The 18,457-nt window shown below is 37.5% G+C and carries 35 protein-coding genes; 33 read left to right on the plus strand and 2 right to left on the minus strand.

The annotated features are described in order from the left end of the window. The first annotated feature begins 29 nt into the window (after positions 1-29). Genes J9537_RS00810 through J9537_RS00825 form a run of 4 tightly spaced genes read left to right on the plus strand, consistent with a single transcriptional unit; the run spans position 30 to position 1,485 of the window. Positions 30-791 carry a phage antirepressor KilAC domain-containing protein gene (locus tag J9537_RS00810; protein ID WP_218256369.1) on the plus strand — a complete coding sequence of 254 codons (762 nt, stop codon included), beginning with the start codon at positions 30-32 and terminating at the stop codon, positions 789-791. A gap of 11 nt (positions 792-802) precedes the next feature. Beyond that, entirely contained in the window at positions 803-1,108 is a 306-nt protein-coding gene (locus J9537_RS00815; protein WP_218256370.1) for a hypothetical protein, read from the plus strand. Positions 1,109-1,121: 13 nt separating this feature from the next. Next, positions 1,122-1,298 (plus strand): hypothetical protein, encoded by a 177-nt coding sequence (locus J9537_RS00820; protein WP_218256371.1) that lies wholly within the window; start codon positions 1,122-1,124, stop codon positions 1,296-1,298. Between the two features lie 4 nt (positions 1,299-1,302). Further along, positions 1,303-1,485 (plus strand): hypothetical protein, encoded by a 183-nt coding sequence (locus J9537_RS00825; protein ID WP_218256372.1) that lies wholly within the window; start codon positions 1,303-1,305, stop codon positions 1,483-1,485. On the opposite strand, the gene J9537_RS00830 is transcribed toward J9537_RS00825, so the two are convergent. Continuing rightward, positions 1,478-1,717, minus strand: coding sequence for a hypothetical protein (locus J9537_RS00830; RefSeq protein WP_218256373.1), 240 nt, complete (start codon positions 1,715-1,717; stop codon positions 1,478-1,480). The genes J9537_RS00825 and J9537_RS00830 overlap by 8 nt on opposite strands. A gap of 51 nt (positions 1,718-1,768) precedes the next feature. On the opposite strand from J9537_RS00830, the gene J9537_RS00835 reads away from it, so the two are divergent. Next, the gene (locus J9537_RS00835) at positions 1,769-1,921 is read left to right on the plus strand and encodes a hypothetical protein (protein WP_176673295.1); all 153 of its coding nucleotides are present in this window, start codon (positions 1,769-1,771) and stop codon (positions 1,919-1,921) included. A 76-nt stretch (positions 1,922-1,997) separates the two neighbouring features. Here J9537_RS00835 and J9537_RS00840 read toward each other — a convergent pair whose 3' ends face one another. Further along, positions 1,998-2,336, minus strand: coding sequence for a hypothetical protein (locus J9537_RS00840; RefSeq protein WP_218256374.1), 339 nt, complete (start codon positions 2,334-2,336; stop codon positions 1,998-2,000). A gap of 56 nt (positions 2,337-2,392) precedes the next feature. Here J9537_RS00840 and J9537_RS00845 point away from each other — a divergent pair, with 56 nt between their 5' ends. From J9537_RS00845 to J9537_RS00980, 28 genes are all read left to right on the plus strand, one after another. Continuing rightward, positions 2,393-2,539 carry a hypothetical protein gene (locus J9537_RS00845; protein ID WP_218256375.1) on the plus strand — a complete coding sequence of 49 codons (147 nt, stop codon included), beginning with the start codon at positions 2,393-2,395 and terminating at the stop codon, positions 2,537-2,539. A gap of 35 nt (positions 2,540-2,574) precedes the next feature. Next, the gene (locus tag J9537_RS00850) at positions 2,575-2,802 is read left to right on the plus strand and encodes a hypothetical protein (protein ID WP_218256376.1); all 228 of its coding nucleotides are present in this window, start codon (positions 2,575-2,577) and stop codon (positions 2,800-2,802) included. A 12-nt stretch (positions 2,803-2,814) separates the two neighbouring features. Next, positions 2,815-3,351, plus strand: a complete 537-nt coding sequence (locus tag J9537_RS00855) for a host-nuclease inhibitor Gam family protein (protein ID WP_218256377.1) — start codon at positions 2,815-2,817, stop codon at positions 3,349-3,351. Position 3,352: 1 nt separating this feature from the next. Next, positions 3,353-4,351: an AAA family ATPase gene (locus tag J9537_RS00860; protein ID WP_144319158.1), complete on the plus strand. Its 999-nt coding sequence runs from the start codon at positions 3,353-3,355 to the stop codon at positions 4,349-4,351. 4 nt (positions 4,352-4,355) lie between these two features. Continuing rightward, positions 4,356-5,120: a putative HNHc nuclease gene (locus tag J9537_RS00865; protein WP_218256378.1), complete on the plus strand. Its 765-nt coding sequence runs from the start codon at positions 4,356-4,358 to the stop codon at positions 5,118-5,120. Next, positions 5,110-5,910, plus strand: coding sequence for a helix-turn-helix domain-containing protein (locus tag J9537_RS00870; RefSeq protein ID WP_218256379.1), 801 nt, complete (start codon positions 5,110-5,112; stop codon positions 5,908-5,910). Before J9537_RS00865 ends, J9537_RS00870 begins: the two co-directional genes overlap by 11 nt. Beyond that, positions 5,903-6,211, plus strand: coding sequence for a hypothetical protein (locus tag J9537_RS00875; protein ID WP_218256380.1), 309 nt, complete (start codon positions 5,903-5,905; stop codon positions 6,209-6,211). The genes J9537_RS00870 and J9537_RS00875 overlap by 8 nt, the downstream gene beginning before the upstream one ends. Next, complete coding sequence (locus tag J9537_RS00880) at positions 6,208-6,624, plus strand: RusA family crossover junction endodeoxyribonuclease (protein ID WP_218256381.1); 417 nt, start codon at positions 6,208-6,210, stop codon at positions 6,622-6,624. The genes J9537_RS00875 and J9537_RS00880 overlap by 4 nt, the downstream gene beginning before the upstream one ends. Next, entirely contained in the window at positions 6,621-7,058 is a 438-nt protein-coding gene (gene ssb, locus J9537_RS00885) for a single-stranded DNA-binding protein (RefSeq protein WP_218256382.1), read from the plus strand. Before J9537_RS00880 ends, ssb begins: the two co-directional genes overlap by 4 nt. Before the next feature lie 11 nt (positions 7,059-7,069). Beyond that, entirely contained in the window at positions 7,070-7,291 is a 222-nt protein-coding gene (locus J9537_RS00890; RefSeq protein WP_218256383.1) for a hypothetical protein, read from the plus strand. A 1-nt stretch (position 7,292) separates the two neighbouring features. Further along, positions 7,293-7,559 (plus strand): hypothetical protein, encoded by a 267-nt coding sequence (locus J9537_RS00895; RefSeq protein ID WP_185969649.1) that lies wholly within the window; start codon positions 7,293-7,295, stop codon positions 7,557-7,559. Position 7,560: 1 nt separating this feature from the next. Continuing rightward, complete coding sequence (locus J9537_RS00900) at positions 7,561-7,815, plus strand: hypothetical protein (protein WP_218256384.1); 255 nt, start codon at positions 7,561-7,563, stop codon at positions 7,813-7,815. After that, positions 7,790-8,791, plus strand: a complete 1,002-nt coding sequence (locus tag J9537_RS00905) for a tyrosine-type recombinase/integrase (protein WP_218257301.1) — start codon at positions 7,790-7,792, stop codon at positions 8,789-8,791. The genes J9537_RS00900 and J9537_RS00905 overlap by 26 nt, the downstream gene beginning before the upstream one ends. A gap of 68 nt (positions 8,792-8,859) precedes the next feature. Then, positions 8,860-9,126 carry a hypothetical protein gene (locus J9537_RS00910; RefSeq protein WP_218256385.1) on the plus strand — a complete coding sequence of 89 codons (267 nt, stop codon included), beginning with the start codon at positions 8,860-8,862 and terminating at the stop codon, positions 9,124-9,126. Between the two features lie 66 nt (positions 9,127-9,192). Further along, positions 9,193-9,447: a hypothetical protein gene (locus tag J9537_RS00915; protein ID WP_218256386.1), complete on the plus strand. Its 255-nt coding sequence runs from the start codon at positions 9,193-9,195 to the stop codon at positions 9,445-9,447. A 57-nt stretch (positions 9,448-9,504) separates the two neighbouring features. Then, a complete protein-coding gene (locus J9537_RS00920) occupies positions 9,505-10,242 on the plus strand; it encodes a hypothetical protein (RefSeq protein WP_218256387.1) in 738 nt (245 codons plus the stop codon). A gap of 24 nt (positions 10,243-10,266) precedes the next feature. Next, complete coding sequence (locus J9537_RS00925) at positions 10,267-10,668, plus strand: hypothetical protein (RefSeq protein ID WP_218256388.1); 402 nt, start codon at positions 10,267-10,269, stop codon at positions 10,666-10,668. A gap of 33 nt (positions 10,669-10,701) precedes the next feature. Continuing rightward, positions 10,702-11,121, plus strand: coding sequence for a hypothetical protein (locus J9537_RS00930; protein ID WP_218256389.1), 420 nt, complete (start codon positions 10,702-10,704; stop codon positions 11,119-11,121). A gap of 30 nt (positions 11,122-11,151) precedes the next feature. Beyond that, entirely contained in the window at positions 11,152-12,102 is a 951-nt protein-coding gene (locus J9537_RS00935) for a site-specific integrase (RefSeq protein ID WP_218256390.1), read from the plus strand. A gap of 13 nt (positions 12,103-12,115) precedes the next feature. Next, a complete protein-coding gene (locus J9537_RS00940; protein WP_218256391.1) occupies positions 12,116-12,634 on the plus strand; it encodes a hypothetical protein in 519 nt (172 codons plus the stop codon). Positions 12,635-12,636: 2 nt separating this feature from the next. Continuing rightward, entirely contained in the window at positions 12,637-13,230 is a 594-nt protein-coding gene (locus J9537_RS00945) for an N-6 DNA methylase (RefSeq protein ID WP_218256392.1), read from the plus strand. A gap of 67 nt (positions 13,231-13,297) precedes the next feature. Continuing rightward, complete coding sequence (locus J9537_RS00950) at positions 13,298-13,564, plus strand: hypothetical protein (RefSeq protein ID WP_218256393.1); 267 nt, start codon at positions 13,298-13,300, stop codon at positions 13,562-13,564. Between the two features lie 22 nt (positions 13,565-13,586). Continuing rightward, positions 13,587-14,036 (plus strand): hypothetical protein, encoded by a 450-nt coding sequence (locus J9537_RS00955; protein ID WP_218256394.1) that lies wholly within the window; start codon positions 13,587-13,589, stop codon positions 14,034-14,036. A gap of 904 nt (positions 14,037-14,940) precedes the next feature. Next, entirely contained in the window at positions 14,941-15,165 is a 225-nt protein-coding gene (locus J9537_RS00960; protein ID WP_218256395.1) for a hypothetical protein, read from the plus strand. A gap of 25 nt (positions 15,166-15,190) precedes the next feature. Further along, complete coding sequence (locus J9537_RS00965) at positions 15,191-15,547, plus strand: phBC6A51 family helix-turn-helix protein (RefSeq protein WP_218256396.1); 357 nt, start codon at positions 15,191-15,193, stop codon at positions 15,545-15,547. Beyond that, positions 15,540-16,823: a PBSX family phage terminase large subunit gene (locus J9537_RS00970; RefSeq protein ID WP_245001305.1), complete on the plus strand. Its 1,284-nt coding sequence runs from the start codon at positions 15,540-15,542 to the stop codon at positions 16,821-16,823. The genes J9537_RS00965 and J9537_RS00970 overlap by 8 nt, the downstream gene beginning before the upstream one ends. A gap of 12 nt (positions 16,824-16,835) precedes the next feature. Continuing rightward, positions 16,836-18,257 (plus strand): phage portal protein, encoded by a 1,422-nt coding sequence (locus tag J9537_RS00975; RefSeq protein ID WP_218256397.1) that lies wholly within the window; start codon positions 16,836-16,838, stop codon positions 18,255-18,257. Further along, positions 18,250-18,453 (plus strand): hypothetical protein, encoded by a 204-nt coding sequence (locus J9537_RS00980; protein ID WP_218256398.1) that lies wholly within the window; start codon positions 18,250-18,252, stop codon positions 18,451-18,453. The genes J9537_RS00975 and J9537_RS00980 overlap by 8 nt, the downstream gene beginning before the upstream one ends. The last annotated feature ends 4 nt before the right edge of the window (positions 18,454-18,457 follow it).

Below are 18,457 nucleotides of genomic sequence, written 5' to 3' on the forward strand. Positions count from 1 at the left end.
ATTAAAAATCATATTGAAGGAGGAATACTATGAAAACTCAAAAATTTGAAAACAATCTATTTCAATTAGAAGTCAAAACAGAAAACGGTGAGTCATTGTTTGACGCTGAGATGGTAGCAAGAAGTTTAGGATTTACCGAAACCAAGAACGGTAAAGACTATGTAATTTGGAAAAGAGTCAATAAGTACCTTGAAAAATATCTTTCGACACAAGTGTCGAAAAACGACTTCATCAGCGAACCCATGGTCTACAAACTAGCATTCAAAGCAAATAACGCTCTAGCCGAAAAATTCCAAGACTGGTTAGCAACGGAAGTCCTACCGCAAATCAGAAAGCACGGCATGTACGCAACAGATGAACTACTAAACAATCCAGACTTGCTGATCGAAGTAGCAACCAAACTCAAAGAAGAAAAGACACTACGCCTGATTGCAGAACAACGAGTAAACGAATTACAGCCAAAGGCGGACTATTACGACCGAATCTTGAACAACAAAGGATTAGTTACAGTTAGTACGATTGCTAAGAACTACGGTATGAGCGCTGTATCGTTTAATAAATTGCTACATGAGTTAGGTATCCAGTTCAATCAAAGTGGCACATGGCTGCTATACAGCAAGTTCCAAGACAAAGGATACACGCATATCGAACCATTTGATTATGAAGATAAAAACGGAAATCCGCAAGTAAAAACACGTATGAAATGGACACAAAAAGGACACATCTTCCTATATGAAACATTGAAGAAGAATAATTGCTTGCCGATGATTGAACGTGAACAAACAGCGTAGGAGGAATATTCATGAAAACTGTACAAGTCAGCAATGAAATTTTTATACCAGATGAAATTTTACATCAAATTGCTGATATTACCGCTGATATTGTGCTTGAAAAAATTAAAGATCAGTTGGATATCTGGGATAAGATAATCGATCTTCCGCCAGCACCTAATAAGTCTCAAATCAAAAAGACTCTAGGGATCGGTGAAGATACACTTAATCATCTAATTGCTAATGGTGCAACACCGATGGCGTGGGGAGAGAACACAGTTCGGATTGAACGATCTGATCTTAGAAAGGCATTCGAGAAAACAAAAATAGCTATGTAAAGGAGGCAATAGCATGAATGAAGAGATGAAACAACATGTAGAAGCATTAGCAATGATGCTAGCTAAAGAGGGAAAGTATCGAAAGATCTTAATCGATTTCACTGGTGGCTTTATTTTATCTATAGATGATCAGACATTTGTTTTTAAAGCAGCTGGTTTAGCGCTAGAGAACATGATGGAACGGAGGTAACAGCATGAATATACCAGAAAGCAAAATCAAGCAGTTTACCAAACTGTTAGACGGAATAAGCGCAATACAGTTTGAGTTGCTCGTTCAACAAGCAAGAAGCTTCTATTCAAGTCATCAACATAAGGTGCAACTTACGAAAGATGATCTAAATAAAATAGAAGCTAATTGCCAAAGAAACTTTAAGTAAAGACTATTTGAATATGACAAGGAGCAACGCGATAATCTGTTCCTTTGTAGTGAATCATTACGTAAGGAAATTGATAAAGGGTATCGGGAGATTCCCTATGGATAGGTGCCCATAATTCGGCATTTTCTTCCCACCAAGCGTTAGGAGATACCATGTTTGGTCCCATCAAACAGTCATCATCATCGTTTAGACAGACCCAATTTCCAATTAGATTTGCATATATTTTAGTCATAATTTTCACCTCACTTTCTATAGTGAGTATATCAAAGAAAGGAAGTTGGAAATGAAACAAATCAACTTAGCAACAACAATCATGTGCATGTTGGCAGTTCCGATTATTTCAAGCTTCAACATGCTGGCAGCTTATGGCTACATCGGAATCTTTCTCCTAGCGATCGGATGGGAAAAGAAAAAGCCAGCCGAGGGGGCTGACTAGGATGAAAAAAGTTACTTTCGAAAGACTTCTCTTTTCAATAATAATTCCATTATTGATTTCAGTAATCGCAACGTTACTAATTAGGAAATAACAAATTTGTTATGACAGTACCAATTACTGCGGTTCCTAAAGGAACAACGATGGACCATATAAGTTTATCTTTGAAGCTTTCCTTTTCATTAATTAAAACGATCTTCCCTTTGCTAGTAATTTGATAATAAGTTGAATCCTCACCGAAAGGACTGATATCTATCAATCCATTTTCCAAAAAGAAAGGTAACTCTTCCTTAACTAAATAAATCGAAAGCTTAGTATCTCTAGAAATCAAATCAGCAGAATAGTTGACTTTATCTATTGAATATTGCTGAAAAGATTTCAAAATTTTGAGTTGAACTTTAGATAAGGAGTTGTCCAAAACATACACCACCAGTTTTTAAACCATTATATCAAATTGAAAGAGGTGAGATAGTAATGAACAGAAAAGAAGCGTTACAAATTGGCAGAATTATTGCTGATCGTTGGTGGCATCATAACGAATCAACGATTCTAGCCAAACAGAACATCGAGCGCAGAAAAGCATGGGGACAAAAAAAGCTCACTACGCCGGCAAGCAATTAGTGAGCAAATGCATAATGATTTGAGGTGATTATAACATGAATAGGCGAATTCGTAAAAAGTATCTTTCGACTGAAGAACAAAAAATATTAGCTTTGTACAAAGAATGTGAATCAGTAAGTTTTTACAGACATAATGATTCTTTGGAAAAAGCTGAATTATTCACATCAATGATTGGAAAACCAGAAATCGAGTCTAGCAGAGGGACTATTTGGCTTTTTTCTACACAAGACAAAATCTCAGCAACTGCCTTTATTAAAAGTTAGGAGAAAAATAATATGAACGCACTTGAAAAATATGAAATTGAAGAACTTGAACAGTCATCTGTAGAAGGGTGGACTATCGATGATATCGGTGGCGCTGATTGGGCGTTAAGAAAAATTTCAGCTCTTCAAAGTCAGAATGATGAAATTAAGAAGTTCGCTGATTTGGAACGAGAAAGAATCGCCAATTGGGAGACAAAAGAAACAGAAAGTAATAATGACAGAATCAGCTTTTTCGAAATGAAACTAAGTGACTACTTAAATAAATTACGGAAAGATGACCCTAAAGCTCGGATCAAAACACCACATGGAACAGTTGGGACAAGGAAAGTTCCCGATAAATGGGAATACTCTTCAGAGGCTGTTGCAGAGTTGAAAAAATTAGGGATGACTGAATACGTGAGGATTAAGGAAGAAGTTGATAAAGCAGCATTTAAGAAATCGGTATCGGTTCTTGAAGGTGGACGAATTGTAAATAGTGATGGTGAATTAATTGAAGCGGTTAAGGTTATTCCGCAAGGCGAAAAATTATCCGTAAAGGTGGAAAAATAGCATGGAAGTTAAAAAGGCGAAGCGGGAAAAGCTAAAAGTTCCCATTATGATCACTGGAGCAAGCGGGAGCGGTAAAACAGTATCAGCTCTTTTAATTGCAAAAGGGATCGTTGAAAAAATGTATCCCGATTTATCAGACGAGGAACAGTGGTTGAAAATCGGGGTTATTGATACGGAACATAAGAGAGCACTTTTATATGCAGAGTCCACTGTGGCTGGTGTATATATCGGAGAATTCTTACACTTGGACTTTGAGCCTCCATACACAGTGAACAATTATATTCAGGCATTTCGGTTAATGAAAGCTGAAGGCATCGAAGTAGTGATAATTGATTCAATTTCTCACGCTTGGAGCGGTGAAGGCGGGATTTTGGAACAAGTAGAAAGTTTTACCAAAGGGAACTCAAGTAAAAATATGCAGGCTTGGGCGAAAGTAAAACCACTGGAAAAAGAATTTCTTAAACTAGTGACTGGCAACTCAGTTTATGTGATTGCTACATCTCGAAGCAAACAAGCCTATGATTTCGATAAGGATGAAAAAGGTAAAACGAAGATAGTAAAAATGGGGCTTAAGCCAGACCAAAAAGATGCCCTTGAATATGAATTCGCTATTGCATTGAGGATGGATCAAGACCATATTGCCGAAGCAACGAAAGATAACTCTAATATGTTTGATCTTCCGTTTAACGTGTCATTGGAAACTGGACGGAAAATTTATGATTGGTCTGATCAGGGAATCGATCTAGAAAAACAGAGACGGGAATTAGTGATGGATATCATAGGCATGTCTGAAGAATCATCAGCGAGAAAGTCTGTCTTCGATGAAATGATGGGGAAAGCTAACGGAAGAAGAATTGATGATTTACCAATAAAGAGTTTGAAAAATTTAAAAGGGATTCTTGAAAGAACGGAAGAACCTAAAGCTGACGATCCTAAAGAGGATGAAGAAGTAAAACAAGAAGAATTGTTCGATAAGGACAAACCACCTGTAAGAGAGTGATGAAATGTTGAACATAAGAATCGTAGGCAAGCAGTCTAACGGCGACTTTGTTGTTCGACCGATTGATGACAGTAAAGAAGAGTTAGAACTGCTCGTCAAACGACGTAAAACGTTGCTGACGGCTCAAGCATTCAATCCGAATAAAGTAACACGCCCGCAACAGAAAATCGCTCATGCGTTGATTAGAGACATTGATAGCTATACGGATAATGAGTGGTTTATTCAAAATACCGAAGATGATCTAAAGATTAAGTTTTGTATTGATCGAGGACTGCCTTATGAAAAACTATTCTCGTTATCGAATTGCAGCAAAGATTTAGCAATTCAGTTTATCTCATGGTTGGTCGAATATTGTTTTCGTTATGACATTCCATTTGACGGCAAAGATTTGTATTTGGTCCATAACATAAATAGAAAGATGTTTTTGTCAGCGCTCCACAACCGTTGTTTCGTCACTCAAGCGCGCCGACAAGATGCGGTGCTACACATACACCATGTAAATGCTGTAGGGATGGGAAAACGTTCTAAGGTTGATCATCGAGGGCGCTATTACATGATACTTAGAGCCGAATTACACAATGAGATTCATCAACTTGGATATGACGAGTTTTGTCAAAAATGGCATGTAGGAGCAATCAAGCTCTCTGATCAGCAAATTCTAGACTTCGGACTGATGAGCGAGAAGCAAATGAAACAATTGGATGACAACCCAGATTATGAAATAAAAGATTGGCAGTTGCCGGATAAGGAGGGGAAAAGTGGAACATAAAGGTTATTTCGCAGTAATACCGGCAATTGTTAGGTACGATTCAGAGTTGCCAGGTAATGCTAAGTTGTTGTACGGAGAACTGACGGCTCTCTCCAATGAGATGGGTTACTGCTGGGCCACGAATCAGTATTTCGCCGAACTCTATAAAGTTAGTAAGCGGACCATTAGTAATTGGATCGCAAAACTGGAAGAGAGAAAATACATCACTATTGATCTTCAGTATAAAGAAAATTCTTTTGAAGTAGCAAGACGGTGCATATATATTTCTCCATTTCCGACAAGCGGTGATTTCTATGGGGGTAGAAATAAATTTCATGAGGGTATAGAAGAAAATTTCCAGCCCCCCATGAAAAAAACTTCTAATAGAATAATACAATCTAATAATACAAAGAATAATAAATATATATATAGTGTCGATTTCGAGGGGTATTGGAAAATGTACCCAAAAAAGACTCAAAAAAAGAAAGCGTTAGAACAATTTAAAAAGAAAGTGAAATCGGACGCTGATTTATCTGAATTTGATAAAGGGTACCTTAATTACTTGAAATATATTGAACTAAATGATTGGTATCATCCTCAAGAATTATTTAGGTGGATTCGTGATGAACGGTATAAGGATGAATACGATCTGGCACCGAAAGTTAGTAAAAGTAACTACAAAAACAATAAACATCGTATTGAAGAGGTGCCAAGTCACATTAACACCCAACCGAATAAAAAAGAGTCTGACATTGACTGGGTAGCAGAGGCAGAACGTTCTCTCGCTGAAAGAGGTGCAGAGAGTGAATGACTTTGAGTTGCTAAAAACACTACACAATAAGTTGCCTCAGGATTACAAAGAGATACAGATACCTTATTTAACAAGGTATAGCCAACATATCGTAAAAGGGGGAAATGTCTCTGACGATCGAGCCAAACAATTGTTTAAACAATACTGGGTAGGCTATTTCATCTATCATTACCAACAAAAAAATAAGGAATATGATTTTTGGGTTCTAAATGGTCAATCATATGAAACACAACTTGATTTTGCGAAAAAGATGTACGAAAAAGTGTTTGGACATGTACCCAAAATGAAGGAGAGAAAATGACTAGGTATACATTGCATTTAGAACCAAAGCCGCAATCTCGGCCACGCTTTGGAAGAAATGGCACCTATGAAGACAAAAAGATGAAACAGTGGAAGCGCAACTGCGAGAGTCAGCTTAGGTTGATGAACCCTAAAATTATCGAGAAGGGCGCTATATTTGTTTCTATGGCATTTTACATCTATCCACCTAAACGGATAGCCGAGGTGAAAAAGAAACGCTTAGAACTCGAATCAGAGGCGATTTATGTTGATAAGCGACCAGACATAGATAACTATATCAAAGCTATTTTGGACTGTAGCAATGAAATACTCTTCAAAGATGATGGGCAGGTAGCTGCACTATCGTCACAAAAACTCTATTCGTTAAATCCGCGAATAGAAATTGAAATTACAAGCTTGGAGGAAAACAAATGATAAACAATGTGGTTCTAGTAGGAAGGTTAACGGCTGATCCAAACCTACGATATACAGCGAGCGGCACCGGGGTTGCTACATTCACTCTAGCAGTGAACAGAAATTTCACGAATCAAGATGGAAATCGAGAAGCTGACTTCATCAATTGTGTGATTTGGCGTAAGTCTGCAGAGACACTAGCGAACTATGCACGAAAAGGAACATTGATTGGTGTAACAGGACGTATCCAAACACGAAATTATGAAAATCAGCAGGGCCAACGTGTCTATGTGACAGAAGTTGTTGCTGACAATTTCCAGTTATTGGAATCTCGTAGTAACAATGAGAAACGTCAAGATGATAAGTCACAGCAGAATACAAATACAAACAATGTGGAGTCTGATCCATTCAATGGTTCATCGATCGATATTGGTGACGACGATCTGCCGTTCTAGGAGGTGTTCATATGAGAAGCCGAAAAACACCAGCGCAGCAACAGGCATGGGGCGAATTATTATTATTGATCAATGATCCAGAGTGGTATTTAGACAGGGAAAAAAGTGATAGGCATAAAACGCTTATGAAAATCATATTAGCGGATGACAAAGACGACTCCTCAAAATCGAAAAAAAGAAAAATATCAGGACTATTTGAACAAACGTCCAGGGATGGAGAAGAAAATAGTTGAAATGATTAGACAGGGAAAAACAATAGCTCAGATCCATGAGGTATACACGATTGATCGTAAGATATTTGCTTATGTGAGGCACAAACACCAGTTACCAAAATTTAGAAAGCTAGTGGTTCCTACTGCCGAAGAATTGGAAAAGTCATACAAAAGCGGTGGTTGGAAGAAAGCGAGTCGAGATTTTGGTGCGTCCCAAGGAACGATTTATCAATGGATGCGGAAATACGGAATTGAAAGAAACTATGTGATAAACGAAATGGAGGATTAGCATGCATATAGCAAATATCTACGGCGAGTCTATCGTGGGTGAAGAAATCGAATATCTAGATCAACCCTACAAAAACATAATTATCGTGGAGGATTCTAACGGCGACAAACACATGGTTCATAGAGAAACACTTGATCCCGACTTCAAGCGAAAACCAAACCGTGCAGGAGTGAGATTCGATCTGCTTGGTTGTCAAACGCATGGCAGAAAAAAGCTTCAAAGGAGTAAACGTGGAACCTGCAGAAAAATTTATTAATAATGTTGTCCGCCACATGGAAACAGAGTTGACTGTAAGGCAACTTCAAAAGCTAAAAATAGTCCTAACAATGGATGTTTCGAAGTTTAGAATCGAGGAGTCAAAGAACGAGGTTGTCATATATGACGAAAGTTCAGATTTGGCAGCATACAAGCAGTATTTTGTGAGTATGAAATTGCGAGGGCTTGCGGATGGAACGATCAATTTAGCTATGCGCACAGTGGACCGTTTCAACCGTTATATGCGTAAACCTTTCAAGGAAGTTACGACTAACGATATACGGCTATACATTGCAAGCAGGGATATGGAACATCATTTATCAAAAGCGACGTTGAACCGTGAGCGTGGCGCTATATGCAGGTTCTATAGTTGGCTGTTCGAAGAGGAGTATATTCCTAAGAATCCAGCAAAGCGTGTCGAAGCAATAAAAGTCGAAAAGAGACTTAAGAAGGCATTCACGCCCATTGAAGTTGAATTAATGCGGAATGCATGTATCAAACCAAAAGAGAAAGCAGTATTTGAATTGTTGCTATCGACGGGTTGTCGAGTGACAGAACTCACAATGTTATCTATGGAAAACTACGATCAGCAGTCAGGATCGATAACTGTTATTGGGAAAGGGAACAAGGAGCGCCGCGTTTTCGTAAATGCCAGAGCTAAAGTAGCTATCGATAACTATTTGAAAGTGAAGCCACATTTTACGGGTCCAATCATTTGTGGATTACATGGAGTTGGAACAGGAATGACCGCTAATGGAATACAAAAAATGGTCAAAGAGATTGCAAAACGTGCAGGTGTTGGACACGCGCATCCACATAAGTTTCGAAGAACAGCCGCTACATTTGCGATAAAGCAAGGAATGGAAATCAACAATGTCAGGATATTTCTTGGTCACAGCTCGATCAGCACAACACAGGGCTACATTGATGTTAGTGGCATGGATTTTAAACAGATTCACGAGCGCTTTATTGCTTAAAATAGACAAATTTAAGTGTTAAAAGTTCATATAACTGGGGCATTAGCATAGGAAAGGAAGTGTAAGAATTGAAAGATATTAAAGATACGGTTATTGATCGTTTAGGCTGTTCCGTTGATATTTTTTTAGAGAATTCAAACGGATTAGAAAGAGTTTTTTATCCAGCTGATGAAAAAAATCAATTTACTTTAGAGGATATTTATATAGCGTTTAATGATCACCCTATGATGATTTACGTTTTTTGTGACAGAGGCTTAAACGGAGAAATATATCGTTGTGGAAATTACGGAAAAGGCATCTGGCAAAAGTACGCGGTCACGCAAGGGTATGCTTAGTCAGCTAACGGAGGAAACAGTCCACAAATGGGCTATAGAAGATCTTTTTAAAGGAGATGAATGGTCTTGTCAGAAAGACTACTGACGTACAAGAATGATATTCGAGAAAATTTGATAGGTTATGAGGACGAGAAAAATCTTATCATGAATCCCTCAGCCCAGTTGGAATGGAGCCTAATAGCTAAGTTTGAAAAAAAGAAAGGTATTAAGATTGAAAATTTAACTGACGATAACGAATTTTATTGTTGGAAACAGAAAGAACTCGAAAAAAGATCGATCCCTGTTTATAAGAAGATAATTGGTTTTTTACTCAGAAAGTAAGCTAGAGGAGAAAACAGCCCAAGTTTGGGGCTATCAAGTAGAAATTGAGGTGAGTATTTGAAAGAGACAGATATGTTTGAACCCGTAAAGTTATTGTTAGAAGAACTGGGTTGTAGCAACGTTTACGGAGAAATCATGAATTTTGATGTAGTTGGATTAAGAGGTTGTGCTGATGTGATTGTTGAAATGAAAAAAACACTAAACTTCAAAGTAATTGAACAGGCTTATCACGCTACACAATGGGGTCATTTCGTGTATATTGCCGTTCCAAAAGTAAAAACGTCGCACTGGTTTATCTATCACGAGTTTCTTTCTCCAAAAAATATCGGACTGATTTATGTAAGCGAGAATAAGACAAGTGAAAAATTATGGAGAAAATATCATGACGAACCATATCCAAAGTATATAGCGTCAGTAGCGTATGACGCGAAATTCAACCATAACGCACCTAAGAAACGTCTAAAGGGTAAGTTTGAGCAATATGGACTTAGAGGGCATATAAAAGCATATGCGCATAAGAATATCGGAGGTTCTAAGGGCGGGGAAACTATAACAGATTACTCATTTATGATTAGTGCTGTAAAAGAATACCTGAAACAGAATGGATCAGCAACACTGGATGAAATTATCAAAAATGTTCCGATCGTTTCTGAACATTACAAGAATCCTAAAGCTTCATTACGTGCAACTTTTAGAGAAAAATGGAATGAACATTGGTTGAAGATGACAAGAGATTTCGAGAAAAAAGAAATAATTTATGAATTGAAATCAGAAGAAGCGGAAAAAATCAGCTAACGGAGGATACAAAGGAGGATTTCTATGAGAAATGCGCAACTATCAAAAGATGAAGTTGAAGAGTATGAAAGATTACGTGAGGAGTACAATCTTCTCAATTTCGGTCACGTAAGTCCATTTACTGATGCTGTAATCAATATGCTTAATACAGTTGCTGACGATTACTCAGCGATCCGAATACTAGCAAAGTTTTTCCCAGAAGTTTTACTTGAAAATCATTGGGACTTAGAAACTCCTGACTTAATAAAAGGTGTACCCAATGAGGTTTTGCAGACATTGAAACGATATGAATCTTTACAGCAAGCTTTAGCAGAAGAATCATATTTCAACAATTCGAGTGAAGAAATATCTGATGACTCGATAGCTAATTGGATTGATAAAAATTTTGATCATTACTGTCGCCTGTGGCTATCAGAAGTTAAGTAACGACCACATTCACGTAGGAAAGGAGTGAAAAACATGAGTATTTACGTTTTAGATGAACAAACAGACGAAGTTCTCATACACGGATTCAAAAAAGATAAATCGATTATCTTAGAAAATGTATCAAGCAAACCTTTTGCAGTACGACTTTTCGTAGAAATGGATACAGAATCTTTTGATGATTATTATTCTGAGCTTTTTGAACTTGCGGCAGATGTGTGGGGCTATATTGAACCAAAGGAAGCAACTACTTTCGGGAATGACTATCGGGAGTATTACGATAAGGAACTAGACAATAACGGTGAAGCTTCTATTGGTGAGCAAGGAATCTACTTCTTTCCTCCAGCTCCACATTTAAAGTACAAACGACTTTATCGTTTTACAAAAAGGAAAATGGAATCTTATTTGTATGAATTGAAAAAATATACAAGTTTTCAAGATAATTTTTTCCGGTAACCACGCCATTAGAGTAGGAAAGGAGAACCTATGACGAGAAAGAAACAAAAAGAAATCCTCTTTTGCGATTATTTTGATCAATGGGTTGAGACCTACAAGGTCGGGGCAATAAAACAAGTCACTCTTAGTAAGTACTATATGTCCGGCAAACAATTAAGGAAGATTTGTCCTAAATTACTCATGTCAAATTTTGATCGCATTGAGTATCAAAAAATCATTAACGAGTATGCCAAAACGCATGAGAAACAAACCACCGTTGATTTCCACCACAACATTAAAGGGTGCATCTTAGACGCGTTTCACGATGGCGTACTTGATAAAGACCCAACGTATCGCGCTGTTATTAAAGGAAAAGAACCTGGCAAGAAACGTATGAAGTTTCTACAGAAAGATGAATTGACAAGACTTGTTCACTCTTTGGATTTATCGCATGGCATCAATAAAGATTGGTTCATCTTATTACTAGCAAAAACAGGAATGCGTTTCGCAGAAGGATTAGCTATTACGCCGGATGATTTCGATTGGACTACGAATCAGTTGACGATAAATAAAACATGGAATTACAAAAGCTCTAATGGTGGTTTTGAAACGACTAAAACCGAAAGCAGTATTAGAAAAATCGCTATTGATTGGCAGATCGTCGGACAGTTTAAACCTCTTTTAGAGGGGCTAGAATCTGATGAACCTATTTTTATTGAAAAGCTATCTGATGGACGATACAAAAGGCAGCATAATTCAACTTATGGGAACTATCTATTGTCAAAATGCAGGGAGCTAGGCATTACAGAAATCACATTGCATGCCTTGAGGCATACACATGCCAGTGTTCTTTTAGCTGAAGGCGTATCAATCAACACAATATCAGCGCGCTTAGGGCATGCGGATGTTGGAGTGACACAAGAGACATACGCTCATGTTTTAGACGAATTAAAGAGAAAAGACGATCAGAAGATGATGAGCGTTCTGATGCAGATTGCATAGTGAGGTGATTGTCGTGGCGAGGAAAAGCAAATTATTTTCAGAGGAACAAAAAGATTATTTGCTTTACTACATTTTTTGTAAAGATGAACCAAATTATAAAGCAGCTGCGGAGTATTTAGGCGTTACTACGAAACAGATAACAGATTGGCGTAAGGATGAAATGAAGCGCAGGAACGAGAAATTAGATTCAGTTCAACCCGATTATACAGACAGAGAAATTCAAATAATTAAACAATATTATCTATACAAAACCGCGGAAGAAATAGGTAAATGGATCGGACGTTCTGGAGATGCTGTTTGTAAAAAAGCAAGTTCGCTAAACATCACTAAAAAAGTCCGCACCCTAAAAAAATATGATAATGAAATTAGAAAGTTGAGTTCAGAGGGATTGTACATTCAAGAAATCGCAATGAAACTTGGTTTAAAGTATGAATCTGTCCGTTCTTATTGTGCGAGAAACGGAATTGCTTATAGACGCATGCCTTACAAAGAAAGAGACGGTTGGCACAAAATATATAAACGAGAGGCGTAAATATGTTAACGAGCAAAATAGTAAATGATCTTTTGGGAGTCGATGACAGTTATAAGGCGCCGGAATCACTTTTAAAAAAGATGCTAGACAATGATGAAAGAGTCAAATTATTTGATGATTTTTTAAAGATCGAACAAGAATTAGATCGCGATTGGTTTGTCGATTATTTTCAAGAAGAGCATTCAGAACGTAAGAGATTTAATCAAGATTTTACTCCATTACCAATGGCCGAACTATTAAATCAACTGGCTGGAAATTCAAGAACCTATTTCGAATCAGCAGCAGGGTCAGGCGGTTTACTGATCAGTGCATGGGATCAGAACAGAGCTGAAGCTTGCGAACATAGGTTAGATTCAAGGGCCTATTGGTATCAAGTAGAAGAGCTGTCAGATAGAGCCGTTCCGTTCTTAATCTTCAATATGGCTATTCGTGGAATGAATGGTGTGATATTGCACGGTGATAGTTTGGAACGGACATTCAAAGAAGTCTATTTCATTCGAAATGAATCGACAGAGTTTTTAAAATATAGCGAAGTCTTTGTAATGCCAAAAACGGAGATGTTAATGGCTGAGTTTGATATTAAAAAGTTCATCTAACTCAGCCTATTACGTAGCTTTATCAGAATATTATTATAATATACCTAAAAAATAGGAGTGATAAATTATGGAAAATATAGGAAAAACAAGACTAAGCCCAGTTGGTGAATCAATAGAGATATTTTTAGAAATAGCATGGGGCTTAAAAAGAGTAGATTATCCAAATGAAACTGGAGAGCCTATAACTTTAGATGATGTTTATAAGTGCTATAAACATCACGAAGGACTGATTTATGTTTTCTGTGATGGTGGTTTAAGAGGGACGATTTATCGTTGCAATAATTATGAAAAAGGACTTTGGCAAAAATATGCGACAACACAAGGGTATGCATAAAAATGTAACGGAGGTCGAGTGATTGAAATTCTATAGAGTCAGTGAAGAAGCAAGGAATTACGCAAGAAAAGTATTACGGTGTCATAACTATGAAGCAAGGCAAATTAAATCCATCGAAGAGAGTCTGAGACATCCTTATCGAGAAGCAGACGAAAATATCGGTGGTTCCCACGTATCCTCTAATATCGCCCCGCAAGAAGCAGAAGCGGAAAGAGTCTGGACAAATGAAGAGTTCTTATCAACTGTAAGACATGTTGAGATTGTCAAAAATCTTATTGAGGATTTAAGTGATGATGCAGTTGAGTTGCTACAGGCAAGATATCTGAGTGATGACGGAAAACAATGCAGAAGACCAAAAGATTTACCTAATTGGGTAAAGGTTAGCAATCAGATTCACCTTTCAGAAGATGCGTGTAAGAAAAAAGACACGATGATTGTAACAACTCTAGCCAGAAGACTTAAATTAAAGTGACCGTAAAATCGGCACACAACGGGGTAAAAAGACTACACACAACACGTATATTTCCGTAATAAAATGATAGAGTAGATAATCCACCGAGTAGACGACTCAACCTAACTTTATTGGCATGAAGTTTCTCCTTATATTCCTTAACATACAAACGTCTAGCTTGGTGGATTTAATGGCGGCACGCAAAAAAATAAAAGATGAATGGAGTTGAAAAACTCCATTTCCGTTTAAAGTTCACGTGCCGTCTTTATGTCACTGTGGCGGAAAGGGTAGACGCATTCACGAGCCGACGAGCTAGAACTAAATGTACTGCCGCCTTATTGACGAATGAGGTCTAGCTCCGATGAGTAGTTGAGGCATGTAAGGTTCGAATCCTTGCCAGTGACTTAGAGATTGAGACTGTGTTCCGAGCCGAAAGGTACTGAACTTCTTTAGTTAGCACCGTCAGAAGAAGTCAATCTCAATTACAAGCAAGCTTGCAGGAGGTAGCTCCTCCAAGTTGACGTGTGTCCTCTTTAGAGGCTATGTAGGTCAATGTCGGTTCGAATCCGGCCACGTCAATTAATGCAACCGAGGATATAAGTGGTACGTGGAGGATCAGCACGATGACGGTGCTATGTAGGTTGCTTAATGCATAAGGAAAAAAAACAAATCATTGTTTGTAGGACTAGCGAGCTTTAGTGGCGTTGGTCCGATTTTTATTAGATCACTCTTTGAGTGGTCTTTTTATTTTGCACACAAAAATAGACCGCTGTTTCCGCAACGGCCTAAATGTAAGAAGTACTTTTAGAAACATTATTTTAGCATCACGTTTTCTATTTTTCAATGAAAGGTGATTATTGACCATGAAGAAAGTATTAGACCGTATCAAGAAACTATTCGGACGTACGAATGGATTAGTAACGACATGAGAACTTACTGGTACGTATCGCTAAACAATAAATATCCGCCGCCGATGAAAGGACAACGTAAACGTGTAGTTATGTCTGTTCAAATGAAGGCGAAGTATTCAATTGTAGAAATGACCAGAGAAGCAACGCCAGATGAGATTGATCATTGCAAGCTAGTATATTGTGGGTTTGGTTATTGGAAAGATGATCATATTCAAAAAAATATCAAGAAATACGTTTAGTTTGTTTTAGTTTGGAGGTGATTTTATGAAACTTACTAAGAGGCATAATAAGGCTATAGAATTACTGTTCGAAGGTTCCTTAAAGCGGATTGAAATCGCTGAAGAACTAAAGATAAGCGAACAGACACTTTATAACTGGCTAAAGGACGAAGATTTCACTCATGCTTATGATGAATATGTAAAAACTATTATGGGTAAGTCATCTGGTAAAGCATTGAATACAATGTTGAAACTTTTAGCGGCCAGATCAGAAATGGTTCGTTTTAACGCAGCTAAAGATATTCTTGATCGAGGAGGATATGCTCCTGTTGATAAGAAGGAAATCACTGCAATTGAGCCACCTATATTTGAGGATGATATCAGTGGTGAGTCAGATGGTTAAACTATCTGAGTATTTGCCAAAAGCTTTTCATAATACGTGGAGAGCAGCAATTGATCCAGAAATTCTTCATATTGTTGAAAAAGGCGGTCGTGGTTCAGGTAAATCTTCTGATATTGCACATGTGATCATACAATTAATCATGAGGTATCCAGTCAACGCGGTTGCTATCAGATTCGTCGACAACACAATTGAATTATCGGTTTTTGAACAATTGAAGTGGGCAATCGAAGAACAACAGGTAACGAGCTATTTCAAGGTCAATAAAAGTCCAATGAGAATTACATATCTGCCTAGAGGAAACTATATTACTTTTCGTGGAGCACAGAATCCAGAACGTATCAAGTCTTTAAAGGATAGCAGATTTCCTTTCACAATGGCTTGGATAGAAGAATTAGCAGAGTTCAAAACAGAAGAAGATGTAACGACCATTACAAACTCCCTTTTACGTGGAGAGCTTGCAGATGGTCTTTTTTATAAGTTCTTTTACAGCTACAACCCTCCGAAGAGAAAACAAAGTTGGGTAAATAAAAAATACGAGACTAGTTTTCAACCAAAAAATACGTATGTCCACCATACAACATATAAAGACAATCCCTTTATAGCTAAAGCCTTTATAGAAGAGGCAGAAGCAACAAAAGAACGTAATTCGAGGCGTTATGATTGGGAGTATTTAGGCAAAGCCATCGGTTCAGGTGTTGTTCCGTTCGATAATCTTCAAGTAGAACCAGGAAGTATTACGGATGAGATGGTAGCGAACTTTGACAACATCAGGAATGGTCTCGATTTCGGATATGCTACTGATCCGCTAGCATTCGTTCGTTGGCATTATGACAAAAAGAAAAATGGGGTTTACGCTATAGATGAAATCTATGGTGTAAAAATGAGCAATCGAGAGTTCTCAAATCAAGCAAAAGCAAAAGGGTATCAATCGGATGAAATATTTGCCGATTCTGCTGAGCCTAAATCAATTGCTGAACTTCAAAGTGAGCATGAGATTCGGAGAATTAGAGGAGTTAAGAAAGGCCCCGATTCAGTCGAATATGGTGAAGAGTGGCTTGATGATCTAAATTTTATTTGTATTGACCCGTTGCGAACACCCAATATTGCAAGAGAATTTGAAAATATAGATTACCAAGTAGATAAGGATGGAAATCCTAAACCAAGACTTGAAGATAAAGACAATCATACGATTGATGCTACTCGATATGCCTTCAGCGAAGACATGAGAAATGTGAAAGTAATTATTTCTCCAAAAGTACAATTCGGGTTTAACTAAAGGAGTGAGAAAATGGCAATTGTTGTAAACAGAGAAATAGCTGGAGATCTAAACAATCCAACTGCTGAACTGCTTAATTATTGTATACAAGAGCATATGAAAATGTTGAGACGTTTAGAAAAACTATCGGACTATTATGATGGCAAACATGATATCACAAAACGTAAGAAAGAAAATGAAGCTGCACCAAATAATAAGATACTTGTCAATCACGCGAAGTATGTAGTTGATATGAACGTTGGTTTCATGGTTGGTAATCCTATCTCCTATGTTTCCGATGCAACTAAAAATATCCAACCTGTATTGGACGTATATAACGAATTGGATATCGTTTCACATGATACAGAGCTTGAAAAAGACTTGTCTACATTCGGCATTGCTTATGAACTGCTTTATCTCGCAAGAGGGAAAGAAGTGAACTCAACTGAAATACGAATTAAATGTATTGATCCAAGAGGAATCTTTTTAGTTACAGATGATACTGTGGACAAAAATTCTCTATTTGCTGTACATTATCAACCTGTATTCGACTTACAAGGTGGAATTGACCATTACATCGTAAAATATTATAACGATAACCGTGTTATCACTTATAAAACACAATCGAGAGGGTTCGGAGAGTATTTACTAATTGATGCGAAACAACATTTCTTCAAAAAAGTTCCAGTGATTGAATATCGAAATAACGAGGAAAAACAAGGTGATTTTGAACAGGCCATTTCATTAATTGATGCATATAATTTGCTTGAATCAGATCGTCTGAATGACAAAGAAGCATTTGTGGACGCGATTCTATTTATCCGAGGGTTTACATTACAAGATGGTGACGGTGCGAAGTTAGCGAGCGAAAAAATGCTTCAAACAAGTGCTAAACCACCCGAAGTTGCCGCAGATTATTTAACAAAGGAACTAAATGAAGATGGGGTAAACCTTCTCAGAGAAGCAATCTTGGACGATATCCACAAGGTAACGTATGTCCCTAATATGAACGATGAAAAATTTGCAGGAAATATTAGCGGGGAAGCAATGAAATATAAGTTATTTGGTTTATTGCAACTGATGTCAGTTAAGTCACGGTATATGATCAAGGGATTACGTCAACGCCTACAACTATTCGAAAACATCCTTAAAATTAAGGATTCATCATTAGATACAACAGGTACGAAGATTAAACTAAAACCTAATTTACCGGTGAACACCAGCGATATCATCAATCAGATTGTAGCGGCGTATAATGCAGGAATTTTACCATTAAAGGTTTTACTTAGTTGGTTGCCAGACATTGATGATGTGGATGAAGTTATTATGCAATTGAATTTGGAAAAAGAAGAAAAGATTGAGCTTCAGAAAAAAGCAATGGGCGTTCAAGCACAAGATAGTAATTCAGATTTGGATGATCCGCCAGAAGGAGAAGAGGAGAATGACGATGAATGAGCTAATTAACAGGAAACTTGCTGAAGTACATGAGAATAATAGAACTTTGGAAACAACTTTTTTTGAGACGCAGAAAGGCTTGAGTATGGTGGCCAAGCAAAGTAGGTTCATGTTTGATGAATGTATCGCGAATGGATTCACCGAAGACCAAGCTCTAAAACTGGTTATTGGATTATTTTCAGGAAACGGGGCTTAGCCTA

Origin of the sequence: Enterococcus raffinosus (genome assembly GCF_019175485.1) — a bacterium.
In the GTDB taxonomy this organism is placed as follows: Bacteria; Bacillota; Bacilli; order Lactobacillales; family Enterococcaceae; genus Enterococcus_A; species Enterococcus_A raffinosus.